Raw genomic sequence first — 16,987 nt, forward strand, 5'->3', positions numbered from 1 at the left:
CTTATTCCCCCTTATATAAACACGCAATCATCTGCTGCAATTCTTCAAGTGAAAGCTGCAACACTTTACTTTCTTTTACGATTTCTTCAGCTTTACTTTCCAATAGGCGAAGCCTTTGTTCTTTTAATAGTTCATTATTTTTACGTGAAACATAAGTCCCCTTCCCAGCAACAGTTTCTATATATCCTTCTTTTTCAAGCTCCTCGTATGCACGCTTCGTTGTAATGACACTAATTTGTAATTCCTTCGCTAAGCTACGAATAGACGGTAATTGATCTCCACCCTTTAAACCGCCATTTAAAATAAGCTGGCTTAATTGTTTTCTTATTTGCACATAAATAGGGTCTTGGGAAGAATTCGAAATAATAATATTCATGTTTTCCTCCAGTGTGTGTATATACTGTGTATACCTTATATATACAGTATATACACACCATCCTATTTTTGGCAAGAAAAAAAGACCAACATTTTCCTGTTGGTCTTTCGTATATGTATCACTTTTCAAAGCGATCTAACATCTCGTCTCTCATTCCGAAACTTACTACTGCAATTCCTATATACATAAACAGAAGGAATGCCGGATGAACCGTGTTGTACCAGCTGCTGTCAACAATTAAGTAAATCGTTAATGCCACAACAAGAACAAACGCTAAGATAAACATATAAAAGTGTCTTGTACTACCCATGATAAACTCCTCTCTTCTCACTTCACCATTCAACAGTTTATTTTATCGAATAATTCGATATGACTCAAGGTTAACTTTCTGTTATGTAATCAAGTTCCACCTTTACAATGTCCTCACATGCTATTGAAATGATTGTTCCTTGTTTATCAATCGCCGTCACTTCTCTATTATCCATTACACGATTTGCTACTCTTTCTAACACTTTCCCTTGGTCTCGATAGCAAAATTCTTTTACATCTTTAATTGTTTCTCCATTTTCTAAATGGTATACCATTCTATAACATCGATATCCCACACTTTCACCCCCGTCTTGTTCGTTTTTTCACATATACATAAAAATGAGTAATCTTTGCCTCATCACATCTTCTTAATTTCAATAAAATTCTAACAAAAATAAATACTTTTATCAAACCGACTTTTTCAACAAAACTACCTATAAAACTACACCTTTACACCATTAGGAAACAAAAAATATATTTTTTTAACATTTTCTTCACTATTTCTGCATAAAGTGAAACTTTAATCAGTGGGGATTTTTGTTCATCCCCACTGATTATTAGTTGAACCAATCGGGCATTTACGGACAGTTTATCTCCCACCTGGCTTCTTTGCACCAGCTAAGTTTTGAGTTGGAAGTTTACTGTCCGTTAATGCGGGACAAATTATCCATACAAAAAAAGAACCCGCCTCAGCGAGTTCTTCTTTTGTTATTCTAATCAAACTTGTACAGGAGCTGGCTTTGCATAACGTAAAACTGGTTTACGTGCAGCCATCGTTTCGTCTAAACGTTTAATGACTGTCGTATGCGGTGCTTCTTGTACAACTTCTGGATTTTCTTCTACTTCTTTAGCGATTTGAATCATCTTATCAATGAAACCATCTAATGTTTCTTTTGATTCTGTTTCTGTCGGCTCAATCATAATACATTCTTCCACATTTAATGGGAAGTAAATTGTTGGTGGATGGTAACCAAAATCAAGCAGACGTTTTGCAATATCTAATGTACGTACACCAAGTTTCTTTTGACGACGACCTGATAATACAAATTCATGCTTACAATGTCTATCGAATGGAAGATCATAGAATGGCGCTAATCTTCTCATCATATAGTTCGCATTTAATACAGCATACTCCGTTACTGCACGCAAACCATCTGGACCCATAGAGCGAATATACGTGTATGCACGAACGTTAATTCCGAAGTTACCATAGAATGGTTTCACACGACCAATTGCTTCTGGGCGGTCGTAGTTGAAGTGATAACCACTTTCCGTTTTCTCTAAAATCGGTTTTGGTAAGTACGGAATTAAATCAGCTTTCACACCTACTGGACCAGAACCTGGGCCACCACCGCCGTGAGGACCTGTAAATGTTTTATGAAGGTTTAAATGCACAACGTCAAATCCCATATCTCCTGGGCGTGCTTGGCTTAATACCGCATTTAAGTTTGCACCATCATAGTATAATTTACCGCCTGCATTATGGACGATTTCTGCCATTTCTAAAATATTTTCTTCGAATAGACCTAATGTATTAGGATTTGTTAACATAAGTGCTGCTGTTTCTTCGTTTACAACACGTTTTAAGTCTTCTAAGTCAACAAGGCCATTTTCATTTGATTTTACTGTAATTGTTTCAAAACCAGCTACAGTTGCAGATGCTGGGTTCGTTCCGTGAGCAGAGTCAGGTACAATTACTTTCGTACGGTTAAAGTCACCATTCGCTTCATGGTATGCACGAATTAACATTAAACCTGTCCATTCTCCGTGTGCACCAGCTGCTGGTTGTAAAGTAACAGTATCCATACCTGTAATTTCAATTAAATGCTCTTGTAAGTCGTACATTAATTCCATTGCACCTTGTACTGTCTTTTCATCTTGCAGTGGATGAATATTTGCAAATCCTGCGAAACGAGCTACACTCTCATTAATTTTCGGATTATATTTCATCGTACAAGATCCAAGTGGATAGAATCCAGAATCAACACCGTGGTTACGGTTTGAAAGTGCTGTATAGTGGCGCATAATATCAAGTTCAGATACTTCTGGTAGCTCTGCATCTTCTACTCGAATATAATCGCTCTCAAACACATCTTCTAGTTTCACTTCTTCTACATCTAATTTGGGTAAGCTATATCCTATGCGTCCTTCTTTACTCACTTCAAAGATAAGTGCTTGGTCTTGATTCTTCATTGGATAGCCCCCATTTCGTTTACAAGTGTGTCAATTTCCTCTTTTGTACGAAGCTCAGTTACTGCTACAAGCATATGGTTTTCATGCTCTTTATAATCACGGCCTAGATCGTAACCACCGATAATATTCTTTTGTAATAATGCATCGTTTACTTCTTTCACTGGACGTTTGCAATCTACAACAAACTCATTGAAGAATGGTCCAGCAAATGTTACTGTGAAGCCTTTCGCTTCAAATTGACGTTTTGCATACTGTGCTTTAGAAATGTTTTGACGTGCCATTTCTTTCACACCCTGTTTGCCAAGTGCCGTCATTGCAACAGAAGCTGCTAATGCATTTAACGCTTGGTTTGAACAAATGTTAGATGTCGCTTTATCACGACGAATATGCTGTTCACGTGCTTGTAACGTTAATACAAATCCACGTTTACCATCTGAATCTACAGTTTGTCCAACAAGACGTCCTGGAATTTTACGCATAAATGCTTTCGTTGTTGCAAAGTAACCACAGTGCGGTCCACCAAACTGCGTTGGAATACCGAATGGTTGTGCATCACCGATTACAATATCAGCACCAAATTTCCCTGGTGGTGTTAATGCGCCTAATGATAATGGATTTGAAGAAACGATAAATAATGATTTTTGTTGATGAACGATTTTTTCAATATCAGCTAATTTTTCAACTTGTCCGAAGAAGTTTGGATATTGAACGATTACACAAGCAACTGTATCATCTACTTCACTTTGTAATACATCTAAATCTGTTACACCATCTTTATGATTAATTTCAACAACTTCAAGATTTTGACCTTTTGCATACGTTTCAAGTACTGCTCTTGATTCTGGATGAACCGCGCTAGATACAAGAATTTTCTTTTTGCGAGTATGGCCAGCTGCTAACATTGCCGCTTCAGCTAAAGCTGTACCCCCGTCATACATAGAAGAGTTTGCTACATCCATTCCTGTTAATTCACAAATCATTGTTTGGAATTCAAAGATTGCTTGTAATTCCCCTTGTGAAATTTCCGGTTGGTATGGTGTATAAGCTGTATAAAATTCTGAGCGAGAAATAACATGATCTACAATTACTGGAGCATAATGATCGTATACACCTGCTCCTAAGAAAGAAGCGTATTCTTTTAAGTTAGCATTTTTACTAGCCATTTGAGATAGCTCTTTTAAAAGCTCTGGCTCTGATTTTGCTTCTTTAATTTTTAAATCCCCTTTAAAACGAACACTCTCTGGAATATCAGAGAATAATTCATCGATCGTTTGAACGCCGATCGTTTGTAACATTTCTTTTTTGTCTTCTTCTGTCATTGGAAGATAACGATGCAACATGAAATCTACCCCTCTCCCCGTTACTTTGAACGTTTGTAAAATGGTGTTGGAACAACTACTGCTTTGACGCGTTTATTACGAATTTCAATTTCTACTTCTGTATCAACTGCTGCGTATTTTACATCAATTAGTGCTAAACCAATGCTTTTCTTTAACGTTGGAGATTGTGTACCACTTGTTACTTCCCCAATTTTTTCTTCACCAATAAATACAGGGTAATGCGTACGAGGAATTCCACGTTCGATTACTTCGATGCCGACTAATTTACGAGGCGCACCGTTTTCTTTTTGCTCTTTTAACGTTGCTTTTCCAAAGAAGTCTGCTTCTTTATTTGTTTTTACCGCAAAGCCAATTCCAGCCTCAATCGGTGTAATATCTTTTGATAATTCTTGTCCATAAAGTGGTAATGTTGCTTCGAATCGAAGTGTATCACGAGCACCTAAACCACATGCTTTTAAGCCCTCTTCTGCTCCAACTTCAAGAAGTTTCTCCCAAAGTTTTGCAGCATCTTCACTCTTACAGTAAATTTCGAATCCATCTTCACCTGTGTAACCTGTACGAGATACAAGTGCTGGAATTCCATCTACAAGAATATCGTTTTTAAATTTAAAGAACTTAATTTCTTTCAAATCTTCTGACACAACTTTTTGTAAAATGCCTTCTGCTTTTGGTCCTTGAATTGCAAGCTGTGCAACTTCACTAGAAACATTGACTACTGTCGCATCGCCAATTACATGACTTGCTAACCATTCGTAATCTTTCTCGATATTTGATGCATTGATTACTAATAAATAGTCTTCTTCACCACGTTTGTAGATTAATAAATCATCTACTGTACCACCATTTTCGTAGCACATAGCTGTATATTGTGCGCCCCCTACCTTTAAGGTAGATACGTCATTTGTAACAACACGTTGTAAAAATGCTAAACTATCTACACCTTTTACTTCAACTTCTCCCATATGAGACACATCGAACAAACCTGCAGCTGTACGTACAGCTTCGTGTTCTTCTTTAATGCTTGAAAATTGAACTGGTAATTCCCAACCACCGAAGTCGATTGTTTTCCCACCATACTTCGCGTATACATCAAATAACGGTGTACGTTGTAATGTAATCATGCTCTCTCCCCCTTATGCTTTGACAAATCAATAAAAGTTGCTTCCCTTTTCTAAACATTTTCATTCTGAAAAGATAGGATATACGGAATCTCATTATATTTTTTTATGAAAGCGTAAATAAAAAATCACTTTCTTGGATAAAATACGAAAGATTCCACACATTTCACACCATTATCCTAACATCATTCGCTATATTTCATCAATATTCTAGCATAAAAAATAATTTAGAATTTTTTATGTTAAAACACAATAAATACAGCTTTTGAGATTTAATACTTTATTATTGTCTATCATATAGCCTTTAATAACGATAATTATGCCTTCTTTTAAGGTAAATCATCATACATTAAAAAATAATTACTTTAGTTTATAAAAGGTGGGAGAGTTGTAATGAATGTCGATATTTCCGTAGATCGGACGTGGCAAAACAATTTTTTAAATAGAATTGACGAAGATGGTCCTTGGACAAACTGGGATTTATATCACTTAGCTTATGAAACAGAAAAATCGTTACTTGTTCCTACTTTTGATGGACTACAAGCACCGAAACATTTATCCCATTTCACACCGCTTCCGCATCAATTAGAAGTCGCTGAAAATGTGATTGAACAAATGAATGGTAAAGCGATTCTAGCAGATGAAGTAGGCCTTGGAAAAACAATCGAAGCTGGACTTATTTTGAAAGAATACATGGTCCGCGGGCTCGTGAAAAAGGTACTTATACTTGTCCCAGCTTCTCTCGTATCACAATGGGCATACGAACTGAATACAAAGTTTTTCATTCCCGCTGTAGCACAAAAGAAAAGCTACTCATGGGAACAAGCTGACGTAATTGTATCGTCAATTGATACTGCGAAACGTTCACCACATCGCGATATCGTGTTGAACTTGGAATATGACCTTATTATTATCGATGAAGCACATAAACTGAAAAATAATAAAACAAAAAACTATGAATTTGCACAACGATTAAAAAAGAAGTTTTGTTTATTACTAACCGCTACTCCTGTTCAAAATAAGATTGATGAAATTTTTAACCTTGTTTCTTTATTAAAACCAGGACATTTAGGCAATCAATCCAACTTTGAAGAATATTACGCTTCCAAAAATCGTTCAGCCGAATCAGATGAAGACTTAAAAGCTCTCATTAATAAAGTAATGGTGCGAAATAGACGACATAATACCGGTATCGATTGGCCGAAGAGACATGTACGTACAATTTTTGTTGAGTTTAATGAACAAGAACAAGCTCTATATAATGATATCGAAAATTGGCGAGGACAAGACGCCTTCACATCTGCTTTCTCATCGTTAACGTTAAAACGGGAAGCGTGTAGTAGTCGTGAGGCTGTTTACTATTCATTGAAAAAGCATGTAGAAAAAAGACAGAAAGAAAATGAACATTATATAAAAGATCCACATATCGATGTGCTAATGGACAAAATTAATCATATTCCTTTCAACTCAAAAGCAACTAAAGCTCTAGAGCTTATAAAAGAAATTGACGATAAAGTCGTCATTTTCACGGAATACCGAGCATCACAGATGTACTTACAATGGTTTTTACAACAACACGGTATTTCTTCTGTCCCATTCCGCGGCGGATTTAAACGCGGGAAGAAAGATTGGATGAAGGAACTTTTCCAAAATCGTGCCCAAGTGTTAATTGCAACGGAAGCTGGCGGAGAAGGCATTAACTTACAGTTTTGTAGCCATATGATCAATTATGATTTGCCATGGAATCCAATGCGTCTTGAGCAAAGAATTGGACGTATTCACCGTCTCGGTCAAAAGAATGATGTTCATATTTATAACTTAGCTACAAAGCATACTGTTGAAGAACATATTCTGAAACTGTTATATGAAAAAATCAACTTATTCGAGCGTGTTATCGGTGAACTCGATGAAATTTTAACGAGAATTAATATGAAAAACATCGACGCGCACATTCAAGAAATTTTCGCGCAATCAAAAAGCGAAGGTGAAATTAGAATTAAGATGGAAAACTTAACATCTATAATCGACTTTGCGAAACGAAATGAAGCTGAGGTGCAAGGCTATGCAGCAACATGAAATTCATAATTACTTATACAATTTCTTTGAGGCGAATAACTGTGAAATTTTAGAACGTTCTCCTCATTTATTAGATGTACAGTTAACAATTGAGATGGATAAATTATTAATGAATCGCCCTTTTTATTGGCACTATCTTGAGAAAACAGGAGGCGTACCGAATCCGATGCGCCTTACTCTTATTACAAATCCAGAAAATGAAGAAAATGATGGTGAGCTTATTCACTACGGTTCACCACGTCTACATCAAATTTTCCAAACGACAAAAGAATTAGGCTCTTACATACGTTTATATGAGGATGTAAGACATAATGGGGCAACACATACACCGCTCCACCCTTGGCTCGGTATTAATATAAAAGTTTCCTATCAATGTGATCGAAAAAAAGACATCCTTCACTCGATTGGTATTCATCTCATTTCTGGAACAATGATGGCAAACTTTCATGAAACATTAACAAACATTAAACTTACACCAAAAATACCTGATTTTTGTTTTACGCTCTCGCCCATCATTAAACCTCAAAGTGGTTTACAACGCATAGAAGACGCTTTAAAAAATATAATTGCAGAAGATGACCATACGTGGGCAAAAGAAGCAAGAGTGCGTTGGAATCATGATTTAGACCTTTTAAACCGTTTTTATGAAGAAAGTGACGAACTTCCTGAGAGCTATGAAATTGAAAAACAAGCTCTGCAAGAACAGTATGAACCACGTATTACAGTGCAAATTATTAACGGTGGACTCTTTTATGTTACCGCGAATCATTTTCTATCAAAATAAAGCTCCTTCTGCTTTAGAAGGAGCTTTATTTCGAGTTACTCTCTATCCTCATTACGCTCTTGTTGTTTTTGCTTTGCCATGCGTTTTTGATACGCACGATCCTTCGCGCTCACATGATTTGCATCAGTTGGAAGATTTTCTTTCGAACGTCCAATTCCATTGCTCATCTTTCCCACTCCTTTTTACGTTTTTCAGAATACATGTTTATTTTCAGCTAGAGTTACAATCCTTATACAAAAAAATAAGAGCAGCCATTGGCCACTCTTACTCGCTCACATATTTTTGAAACATATCATGGATGCCTTTATTTACTAGGTTCGAGATCTGCTCGTCAGATTTATTCGGATAACGATCACGCAATCTGATAGATGCCTTCACCATTAAATTTTCTAATACAGAACGGCCACCTTCTCCATAAATAATTTCAGCATATTTAACAAGCCTTCCATCCTCTACTGTTGCTGGATTATGATTGAAGAAAAATTTACTCATTGTCTCCACCTCTCTCTTTTGATAACGTTTACATTTATATAGATTATTTATGTTATTTATTTCACAATATTGTATGCATGTATATTTAATTAGTTTCATTATAAAGCAACATATCGATAGTAAATATGTGATTTTCCGTCCATTTTGTGAACAAATTAAAAATGAAAGCGTTTCCTTTATTATATACTAAAAAAACTTACTACGCTAGGGGCAATTTTTTTCAATCTACTACCCCCTCGAAAATTGATATATTTTTTCTTTTCCCATTAAACCTTATACAATTTTCAGAAATTATATTATAAAATATATGTATGACTTAAGGAGGCTTTGTATGAATCAAAATAAAAAAGCTATATTAGATCTTGTCTTTTATCTCGTAATCCCATTCCTCATTTGGAAATTTGCAAAACCTTATATCGATCCTTATTACGCGATGTTACTTTCCTCTGTTCCGGGGATTATTTATACACTGTATACCTTTAAAAAAGAAAAACAGTTTAACGTGACAGGGTTCTTTATTTTAATTACACTCATTTCTAATACAACGGTAGATTTATTATCTGGGTCAGCTGAACGAATGTTGTGGAATGATGCATATTATCACATCGTACTCGGTATTATCGTCATCTGTACAATTTTCATAAAAAAACCACTCATGTTATATTTCGCTGCGGATATTGCAGCACTGCAAGGGCATGACCGTGATAAAAGTCGTGAACTGTATCGTGATAGTCGTATCTATCCAGCATTGCAATATTTAACGCTCTTTTTCGGTCTACAATTCATATTAAAAAGCTTCTTAAAAATTTATTTCATCTCTGTTTTCGGTGTAGATGGCTACGGTGAAATGAGAGCAATTATGACCGCTGTTGGATGGGGCATTTCTATTTGTATCGGAATTGGATTTGTCTGGGTGAACAATAAAATACATGCCGTTACGGAAGAACAAGAATCCGTGCAGTAAATAAAAATCCCCTAGTATAATACGACACTAGGGGATTTTTGGTTTGCTAAACATATGACTAAAATTCAACTTGATTTTTTTCTTTTACTTTTTACATTTCGGTAAAACAAAGCAGCACTCAGCGGCATAACACCAAACCACTTATTCATAAATGGCTCTTTTTCAGCACGGCGTTGTTCTTTCTTTTGTTTTCGATCTTCTTTTGGAGCATCCATATATGACACAAACTGCTGCGTCACAAAGCGAACATAATCATTAGTAGACATATTATCATCACCTCTACTTGATTAGTATGTCCACTTTTTTATACATTAATCTTTTCCTTTAATTCATTCATAATTTGCTTTACAGACTTATTTGTCGTATCGATATGAATGTGAGCCTCTTCATAATAAGCTCGACGTGATTCAAATTTCGTTACAAATGCATCTATATCTTTCTTTTGAAATAGTGGACGTGTCGTATCTTCACGAAGCCTTTCTGCAATTACGTGCGGATCACAATATAAATACACGACAGTTCCGTTCTCTTTCATCCACTTGCGATTTTCCGCTCGTTCAATAATTCCCCCACCAGTTGTAATAATGACATTATGGACTGGTAGCGCACGTAACATTTCGCTTTCATATTCCCGAAAAGCCGTTTCGCCTTCTTCGGCAAAAATATCACGAATTGCCTTCGCTTGCTTCTCTTCGATTTTTTGATCAGTATCTACAACATCCATTTGAAGTTCTTGACTTAATGCTTTTCCAATTGTTGTTTTCCCTGCTCCCATATAGCCGGTTATGTATATAGATTTCATTTTCTGACCTCTCAATCGTCATTTATTAATTGTTATTATAACGAAAGATGCTACTTTGTTTAATAAAAAACGTTTTGTTCTTATACTATGAAGAACAAAACGTAACACTCGCTTTTACTTATAAGTACCTCTTCTCACCCACTGCGTTGCAATCCATTTCTCGCCTTTCGTTACAGGTGCCCCTCCATGTAACGTAAGCTCATTTAGTGATTGATCTTGATAAAAATACTCAAAGTATACTGCCATTCCTTTTCTAGGATGTACAGAAAGATTTAATTTCGGGAAGTACGTTTCCCCGCCTTCTTCTACATCATTTAAGTACATTACAAGCGTACTAATACGATTGTTAGCAGCTGATCTACTATGTTCCGCAAAATAATCATAGTGTGCTTTATATTGTTGATCCACTTCATAATTTAAAATGTGCAATCCTTCACCATGCGACGCAGGAACATTCATGATAGATGAAATTCGTTTTTCAATCTTTGAAGTAAGTTCATTGTCTTCCAAAAATGCACCGCTACTTGTTCGAATATCATTTACATCACGTGATGAACCAACTTTAGAACGCTTCATTTTATTTTTAGACATTTCAATCAATTCATCACACTCTTCATCACTTAGTACATTTGCTAATACGACAATAAGAGGTTCTTCAAATTTTGAAATAATGTGTATTTCTCTATCTTCTGTCATAATCGTATTTCCTTTATGATCAAAAATAGTTTGTTCCTTATTTTCACCTATTTGATTGTTGTTTGTCATTTCCCTATTCTCCCTAAAAATAATGATTGGATAGCATGAATATATCATATTCTTTCTACCTTTCTCTTTTTTGAGAAAATTTAAACTTTTAATCATTATATTTATCCATTTCTTCTAAAAAATCAATTTAATTTACAATAGGAAACCTTGATTTATTTACATATATTTTACATATTATCCTTCTATCCAATCGACTATTTTCCCATCCTTTTTTCTATACCGAAAACCTACCGTATAGAAAGCTTCCTGTTTGAGTGTGCACTGCAACGTAACGAGAATTAAATCATTTTCAAAGACATAATTTCCACTCGCTTCTCCCTTTTCATACTGAAAGAAAAATGTACCTTCTTTTTCTTTTTGCTGTAAATCTTTTTTTATATCTGTAATAGATCGGTTAAGTAATTCATCCAATAAAAACTTTTGTTCTATTTCTATATAAAATTTTTTATCTGTAAACAACATATTTGTTTCGTATATAAAAAAAGAAGTTAATAAAATAAGAAAGATAATCGTTCCAGGCATTGTAAATCCATTTTGCTTTCTCATACGTTTATTCCTATTTCGCTATATCGCATAACTACACCTTCATATATTTTCCCACTAGTATCTTTCACATTTATAATGAGTACATGAGGTGTTAGTTTGTAAGAAACCGTTCCAATATTTTGTAAAACAACTTCCCTCCCGCGCCTATTTACCTTTCTTATAAGACGACTATTCTCTTTTTCATACGATACTTCACTCCCATTACGCGATCGGAATCGTAAAATACTTTCTCCATTTTCAAATGCTAGCTGTTCTCCAGATGATACTTCACGAAACTCCAATTGCATTTGCCCTAAATATAGATACAACCCTTTTATCCGTTTTTTTATCCTTATAAATATCTTGTTGTATCAGTGTTTTAACTCATAACCTTTTCTAAATGTTTTCTATCTTTTTCTACAAAGCGGGGCAAAGGTGGGGCATAACTAAAAAAAGGGGGGCAAAAGAGCTGGATTTTATTCAGCTCTTTTTTATTGAAATTCTGGGACAACATACACCTTCACATAAACGCCATTCTTCATTGCAAACTGCTCTAAAGTTTTTTGTCTGTATTCCGTTACGGTAAAAAAATGAACGATTGGTATTTTGCCCTTATATTTATTTTTGTAGTAAGTTGTAAATTCACCATACCTTTTCATCTTCTCACTATTTACATTCATCATCTGAGTGCGATCTATTTCAACAGCATTTAAAATTCCTTCTTCATCTCGGAATTTAACATCTGGAATAATTGTCTTCTTTTTATCATCTATTTTATAACGTATAGGTGTTTCTATCTGCCAGTCATCCGGACAGAACAGATAGAGCCAAGCTTCATTTCTCATAAGGCTGTGTGCTAGTCGAATTGTTGGTACTATTTTTTCTGTATCATCGAATAGCGCACGCCCTTTTTTATTTAAGTAATATACATATTCTTTTTTATACACTGTACTATTAACGAACGATCCTAAATCCTTTAATATACGGTTTGCATTTCTAATGCCCCCTAAATCATGTATAGCCATTAAATGCCTACGTGTAGCAAATTTCAACTTTCTAATCGAGGTCAGAATCATCATCTGACGATTCAATTTGATGTGTGTTTGTATGTTCATGTTTCTCCACCTCATATTGTTTTAGTACATTCCACATCGTTTCATTAGAAATATAAGGCACTTGAATTTCTGTTAACCTATCCGTTTTAAACAAAGCGCGCCCAGGTATACTTTTAATCGATTCCAATCCACATTCATCTATAACTACTTGAGAAGCTGTCTGTGTTGGCAATCTAAACCCTAACTTCGCATCTGAATTTTGCTTAACTTGTCGCGGCAATGTGTCTCCAGTTGGATATTGTGTACAAAAAATCAATCTGAAGCCAAGCGCCCCGCCAATCCTTGCTATATAAGAAAGCATTCTCTGACAAGCAATTAACAACTTTTGCTGCTCTTTACTCATACTCTTATCTGGACAAAGCTCAGCACCTTCATCAACTATGATAAAATGTCGTTCTTTTATATTTGTTTCTACAACGTTTGTATAGTGCCTTTCCTTCATATAGCACATTTTTTCTTCCATCTTTTCAAGAATTGTATTTAAAACTTGAAACGCTTGAATCGGCTTTTCTGCTATAGATTCAACTTGCTTTAAATTTTGATATGGCCCGAATTCTAATCCACCTTTTAAATCAACAATGTATAAATGAGTATGGTCTGATTGTGCTGTAATAAGAGATGTCATTACATTCTTTAGAAAAACGGTTTTCCCCATACGTGTCAAACCACCTAAAGTCATGTGTGGTGTTTTATCAAAATCATGATAAATTAATTCTTCTAAGCTTTGCCCTATAGGTACAAGCCATTTCCCTTGTTCAATTAATGTTTCGGACCATCTCCACATATTAGGTATGTCTTTATGAAATACTCGAATGCTTAATTTATAATTATCGTAATGGATCCGAACAGGTTTGTTTAATCCCTCGCTTACAACGTCCTCAACTTTTTGAATAATTTTGCTTGGCATACCTACAGGTAAAGTATAAATATATGTTGTGCTGCGATCATCATCAATTTGTTTTTGAAACTTAGGATAATGCAACTTATCGTCCCTTTTAATAGCAATCCCACTCACCTCGAAAAAGACTTGAATCTTCTTTTTATCATCATCTTTTCGTTTGAACTTATCACTTACTAATGCATAAGTTAGTGCTGCCGTGGGAACCAGTAATAACTCCAACATAAACATTTCCCCCTTAAATATCCTATAAGGATATCATTGCACTCTTTTGGAATATGACGGAACAAGTCTTTCTTTATACCTTCTCTGTTGTCCCACCCTTCCATATTGTATTCCTTCATAGAAACATAACTAGAACATAACGTAGAAGGTATAAGAACGAGCCCGTGAGCGTTGTGTACAAAGTAATACGTGGAAGCCAATGAGGAACACTCTTCCCCATTTTTTCTGCTACCTTCATTGCAACTACTGACAAACCTGTTGCTGTCCAAATAACTACCGCTTCCCCTGCGAGTGTCATATCTATTCCTCCTCTTCTTTCTCACGGAATATAATACCTTTTCTCGTAAGGACTGCATCATAACAATCCATTAAAGTTTCCCAATTTAGAATGTCTTCTTCCTCACCGTATAGATCCTCTTCAATAACCTGGGATAAACTGAAATATCTTTTATACTCCCTGTTATTAAACACTTCATGATTTTTCATGTGATTCATAATTGATTCCGTTTCTGCTCTTGATCTGGATTCATTGTACATCGAGCGTAATTCCTTTGAAGGATGAAGATATGGAATTGTGTTCAGATGATTGTACTGCCAACGCATGTAACCCTCTCCCCTCTTGGTGTCCTTAGTTCTACTTGGTATTCCTGGTGGTCTTGATATAGGTATATGAACTAGAATGAAATACATTGCCTGTCCATACTAAATTTATTTTTTAAAAGGACAAAAATGATTTCACAAGAATATACATATAGGGGGTGGGAATGTGTTACGTAGCAATTTAAAACAAATTGTAGATGAAAAAGGATTACGTTATGGTTTTGTAGCTAAAAAAGTTGGTATAGCTAATTCTACAATGACCAACTTACTCCAAGGGGGCTCACCTACACTTTTAGTTGCGATTCGAATTGCTAAAGTCCTTGATATGCGAGTGGAAGATATATGGATTGAAGAAGAAGAAAAATAATAATATAAAATCAAACTTTTAAAATATCGTATTAATTGGTATGATTTATTTAATTAAAAGGGGATGATACGGTGAAGGTTGTCCGGTCAATATTTAGAGGATTTCGTTTAATCAGTAGGATTGTTAATCCAATACTAAAGGCATTATCTAAAAGTAAATTTTAATTACATAGAAATAATAGTGAGCCAAATCGTAAAAGATAGGCTTTTTTTCACCCTTGAAAAGAACGTACGTTCGTGTATAATGAGGCTAAATAGCATGAATCGGGGGATCATCATGGATAATACAAATTGGGGAACACCTAAGATTAAAGGACGCGGCATGGTGAAGTGGCAGCCGTTTGCCAGTATGCCGGAACAGTTCGCAGGAATTAGAGAAATAATGGCTGATTTAAATAAAGTACCAAAACCAATAGTATCTGAAGATATGCAGGAACAAATTGAACGAAGTCTTATTCATTCGATGCAAAGCAAAGAGGAAATATCTATTTCATACTATCGTGACGGAATGGTGCACGACATGTACATAAATGTATTACATATCGAACCAATGCTAAAAACTGTGTATTGTACAGATGCTTTTGGGTTAAATACTGAGTTTAAGTTTGATGAATTGGTGAATATAAACTAAAAAAAGCCGCCCATTAGGACGGCTCTTATTTTTACTTTTCAAACTTCACATATTCACCTGAAACCCATTGGTCGCCACCAACATTATACCAACCGTCTCTATATCCCCAAGACTGATATCTTTCGCTCTGGTACACATTTTTTACGACACCATAGTTAGTTCCTGGACCAGTACGAACGCGTAACACATCAGCAGTAATAGTTACTACACCAATGCCATCATTTGAAGGTTTAGAAGGTGCTGGTGCATTTTCTCCTGTATAACGAATGTATGATGAATCATTATATACCCACTGATCGCCACCTAAGTTTAGCCATCCATTTGACTCACCCCATACTTGGTAGCATTCTCCTTTCCCTAATTGACGAATAACCCCGTATCCAGTACCAGGTCCTTTACGAAGGTTAACATTATTCCCCTCAATATATGCAATACCTGTCCCACTAGATGACGGTGGAATAGGAGTTTGGGGTACATTATTACCTCCACCGTTATACGCATTTTGGACTCTTTCAATAAAGCTATTCCAACGTCCTTCTGCTAACATACGATGAGGACAATACTTTCCACTCCATGATTGGTGTGTGCGAACTTTACTCATTGGAATATTGTACTGTTTCATGAGTTGGGCTACAACGATAGCTGCATTATCTTCTGCTTTATAATATCGATTCCCACCGTTTAAAGAGTAGCAAATTTCAACTCCAATAGATTTACGATTTCCGTTACCACCACCATCACCGCAATGCCAAGCGTTACGTTCTAAAGGAATTCCTTGTACAGCTTCTTTATCATCTACCGCAATATGAAACGAGACTTGGTTATCATTGCGAATCATATAAGATACTTCATTTTCTGCTGTAGCATCATTATACGTATTATGAACTGTGATAAATTCTGGATTCATTGTATATGGACACTTTGTACTATATTTACTTGGATCAACTAATTTTTTTCTGATTTCCATTATTGAACATCTCCCTTTTTCTCTTCTTGTTTTTGTTTACCACCTAAAATTTCAACTGCATTTGTTAAAGCTTGTGGCAACGGAATACCCATTCGACCAGCATTTTCTAAAAGTGAAAGTAATTCATTACCCATGAAGAAGAAAATTGTTGCTTCTCGAATAGCACTATTACTTCCAAGTGCCACATCTAGCTGGGTCGCCACTCCAACCAAAAGAAAAAGCACCACCTTTTTGGCGATGCCTTTGAAACCAACTTTACTTTTTAGCTCTCCGTTGTATCCTGCCGCGACTACTCCTGTGATATAGTCGATAGCTGCCATGATTACTAGAACTTTCAATGTTGCATCCCATCCTCCCAAGAAATACCCACAGAAGCCACCAAAAGTGGCAATAAAGGTTTTTAATAATACATCAATACGATCCATCTTTTCCTCTCCTTTT

Annotated in this window: 24 protein-coding genes and 1 pseudogene; 6 read left to right on the plus strand and 19 right to left on the minus strand. The window is 35.6% G+C overall.

The window, feature by feature from the left end; all coding sequences use genetic code 11:
* Window position 1: 1 nt before the first annotated feature.
* The 6 genes from GD442_RS20395 to gcvT form a co-directional block, all read right to left on the minus strand.
* The gene (locus tag GD442_RS20395) at window positions 2-376 is read right to left on the minus strand and encodes a GntR family transcriptional regulator (protein WP_001021349.1); all 375 of its coding nucleotides are present in this window, start codon (window positions 374-376) and stop codon (window positions 2-4) included.
* 118 nt (window positions 377-494) lie between these two features.
* Window positions 495-686, minus strand: a complete 192-nt coding sequence (locus tag GD442_RS20400; RefSeq protein WP_000535933.1) for a hypothetical protein — start codon at window positions 684-686, stop codon at window positions 495-497.
* 70 nt (window positions 687-756) lie between these two features.
* On the minus strand, window positions 757-960 hold the full coding sequence (locus GD442_RS20405) for a DUF3929 family protein (protein ID WP_000262496.1): 204 nt from the start codon (window positions 958-960) through the stop codon (window positions 757-759).
* Window positions 961-1,402: 442 nt separating this feature from the next.
* A complete protein-coding gene (gene gcvPB, locus GD442_RS20410; RefSeq protein WP_000795703.1) occupies window positions 1,403-2,878 on the minus strand; it encodes an aminomethyl-transferring glycine dehydrogenase subunit 2 in 1,476 nt (491 codons plus the stop codon).
* Window positions 2,875-4,218: an aminomethyl-transferring glycine dehydrogenase subunit 1 gene (gene gcvPA, locus GD442_RS20415; protein WP_000903240.1), complete on the minus strand. Its 1,344-nt coding sequence runs from the start codon at window positions 4,216-4,218 to the stop codon at window positions 2,875-2,877. Before gcvPA ends, gcvPB begins: the two co-directional genes overlap by 4 nt.
* A gap of 20 nt (window positions 4,219-4,238) precedes the next feature.
* Window positions 4,239-5,339 (minus strand): glycine cleavage system aminomethyltransferase GcvT, encoded by a 1,101-nt coding sequence (gcvT, locus tag GD442_RS20420; RefSeq protein WP_000631769.1) that lies wholly within the window; start codon window positions 5,337-5,339, stop codon window positions 4,239-4,241.
* A 390-nt stretch (window positions 5,340-5,729) separates the two neighbouring features.
* On the opposite strand from gcvT, the gene GD442_RS20425 reads away from it, so the two are divergent.
* A complete protein-coding gene (locus tag GD442_RS20425; RefSeq protein ID WP_001100031.1) occupies window positions 5,730-7,412 on the plus strand; it encodes a DEAD/DEAH box helicase in 1,683 nt (560 codons plus the stop codon).
* The gene (locus GD442_RS20430) at window positions 7,399-8,196 is read left to right on the plus strand and encodes a YqhG family protein (protein ID WP_001183964.1); all 798 of its coding nucleotides are present in this window, start codon (window positions 7,399-7,401) and stop codon (window positions 8,194-8,196) included. The genes GD442_RS20425 and GD442_RS20430 overlap by 14 nt, the downstream gene beginning before the upstream one ends.
* Before the next feature lie 35 nt (window positions 8,197-8,231).
* Here the strand turns inward: GD442_RS20430 and GD442_RS28285 are convergent, their stop codons facing one another.
* Together GD442_RS28285 and GD442_RS20435 are read right to left on the minus strand one after the other, a co-directional pair.
* Window positions 8,232-8,363 carry a hypothetical protein gene (locus GD442_RS28285; RefSeq protein ID WP_000064668.1) on the minus strand — a complete coding sequence of 44 codons (132 nt, stop codon included), beginning with the start codon at window positions 8,361-8,363 and terminating at the stop codon, window positions 8,232-8,234.
* A 97-nt stretch (window positions 8,364-8,460) separates the two neighbouring features.
* A complete protein-coding gene (locus GD442_RS20435) occupies window positions 8,461-8,688 on the minus strand; it encodes a hypothetical protein (RefSeq protein WP_000032702.1) in 228 nt (75 codons plus the stop codon).
* A gap of 73 nt (window positions 8,689-8,761) precedes the next feature.
* Between GD442_RS20435 and GD442_RS20440 the strand changes: the two genes are divergently transcribed.
* On the plus strand, window positions 8,762-8,878 hold the full coding sequence (locus GD442_RS20440) for a hypothetical protein (protein WP_001987222.1): 117 nt from the start codon (window positions 8,762-8,764) through the stop codon (window positions 8,876-8,878).
* A gap of 141 nt (window positions 8,879-9,019) precedes the next feature.
* Entirely contained in the window at window positions 9,020-9,652 is a 633-nt protein-coding gene (locus GD442_RS20445) for a VC0807 family protein (RefSeq protein ID WP_001073111.1), read from the plus strand.
* A 65-nt stretch (window positions 9,653-9,717) separates the two neighbouring features.
* Here the strand turns inward: GD442_RS20445 and GD442_RS20450 are convergent, their stop codons facing one another.
* From GD442_RS20450 to GD442_RS20490, 9 genes and pseudogenes are all read right to left on the minus strand, one after another.
* Window positions 9,718-9,918 carry a YqzE family protein gene (locus GD442_RS20450; protein ID WP_000106083.1) on the minus strand — a complete coding sequence of 67 codons (201 nt, stop codon included), beginning with the start codon at window positions 9,916-9,918 and terminating at the stop codon, window positions 9,718-9,720.
* A gap of 38 nt (window positions 9,919-9,956) precedes the next feature.
* Window positions 9,957-10,454 carry a shikimate kinase gene (locus tag GD442_RS20455; RefSeq protein WP_000836659.1) on the minus strand — a complete coding sequence of 166 codons (498 nt, stop codon included), beginning with the start codon at window positions 10,452-10,454 and terminating at the stop codon, window positions 9,957-9,959.
* A gap of 114 nt (window positions 10,455-10,568) precedes the next feature.
* Window positions 10,569-11,219, minus strand: coding sequence for a 2OG-Fe(II) oxygenase (locus GD442_RS20460; RefSeq protein ID WP_000183863.1), 651 nt, complete (start codon window positions 11,217-11,219; stop codon window positions 10,569-10,571).
* A gap of 174 nt (window positions 11,220-11,393) precedes the next feature.
* Window positions 11,394-11,765 carry a competence type IV pilus minor pilin ComGG gene (comGG, locus tag GD442_RS20465; protein ID WP_001231316.1) on the minus strand — a complete coding sequence of 124 codons (372 nt, stop codon included), beginning with the start codon at window positions 11,763-11,765 and terminating at the stop codon, window positions 11,394-11,396.
* Window positions 11,762-12,088: pseudogene (locus tag GD442_RS20470) on the minus strand (competence type IV pilus minor pilin ComGF); the annotation flags it as partial. The pseudogene GD442_RS20470 and the gene comGG, both read right to left, overlap by 4 nt.
* 147 nt (window positions 12,089-12,235) lie before the next feature.
* Window positions 12,236-12,859 carry a replication-relaxation family protein gene (locus tag GD442_RS20475; RefSeq protein WP_159365146.1) on the minus strand — a complete coding sequence of 208 codons (624 nt, stop codon included), beginning with the start codon at window positions 12,857-12,859 and terminating at the stop codon, window positions 12,236-12,238.
* Window positions 12,801-13,982 (minus strand): FtsK/SpoIIIE domain-containing protein, encoded by a 1,182-nt coding sequence (locus GD442_RS20480; protein ID WP_159365147.1) that lies wholly within the window; start codon window positions 13,980-13,982, stop codon window positions 12,801-12,803. The genes GD442_RS20475 and GD442_RS20480 overlap by 59 nt, the downstream gene beginning before the upstream one ends.
* A gap of 115 nt (window positions 13,983-14,097) precedes the next feature.
* Window positions 14,098-14,280, minus strand: coding sequence for a hypothetical protein (locus GD442_RS20485; protein ID WP_016099698.1), 183 nt, complete (start codon window positions 14,278-14,280; stop codon window positions 14,098-14,100).
* Between the two features lie 2 nt (window positions 14,281-14,282).
* A complete protein-coding gene (locus tag GD442_RS20490; protein WP_159365148.1) occupies window positions 14,283-14,585 on the minus strand; it encodes a hypothetical protein in 303 nt (100 codons plus the stop codon).
* A gap of 163 nt (window positions 14,586-14,748) precedes the next feature.
* Between GD442_RS20490 and GD442_RS20495 the strand changes: the two genes are divergently transcribed.
* On the plus strand, window positions 14,749-14,949 hold the full coding sequence (locus tag GD442_RS20495; RefSeq protein WP_159365149.1) for a helix-turn-helix transcriptional regulator: 201 nt from the start codon (window positions 14,749-14,751) through the stop codon (window positions 14,947-14,949).
* 276 nt (window positions 14,950-15,225) lie between these two features.
* Window positions 15,226-15,579 carry a YolD-like family protein gene (locus tag GD442_RS20500; protein WP_159365150.1) on the plus strand — a complete coding sequence of 118 codons (354 nt, stop codon included), beginning with the start codon at window positions 15,226-15,228 and terminating at the stop codon, window positions 15,577-15,579.
* 31 nt (window positions 15,580-15,610) lie between these two features.
* Here the strand turns inward: GD442_RS20500 and GD442_RS20505 are convergent, their stop codons facing one another.
* Together GD442_RS20505 and GD442_RS20510 are read right to left on the minus strand one after the other, a co-directional pair.
* A complete protein-coding gene (locus tag GD442_RS20505) occupies window positions 15,611-16,546 on the minus strand; it encodes an N-acetylmuramoyl-L-alanine amidase (RefSeq protein WP_159365151.1) in 936 nt (311 codons plus the stop codon).
* Window positions 16,546-16,971 (minus strand): phage holin family protein, encoded by a 426-nt coding sequence (locus GD442_RS20510; protein WP_000373890.1) that lies wholly within the window; start codon window positions 16,969-16,971, stop codon window positions 16,546-16,548. The genes GD442_RS20505 and GD442_RS20510 overlap by 1 nt, the downstream gene beginning before the upstream one ends.
* Window positions 16,972-16,987 lie beyond the last annotated feature (16 nt).

The sequence above is a fragment of the Bacillus sp. A260 genome (assembly GCF_009861435.1).
GTDB lineage: Bacteria > Bacillota > Bacilli > Bacillales > Bacillaceae_G > Bacillus_A > Bacillus_A cereus.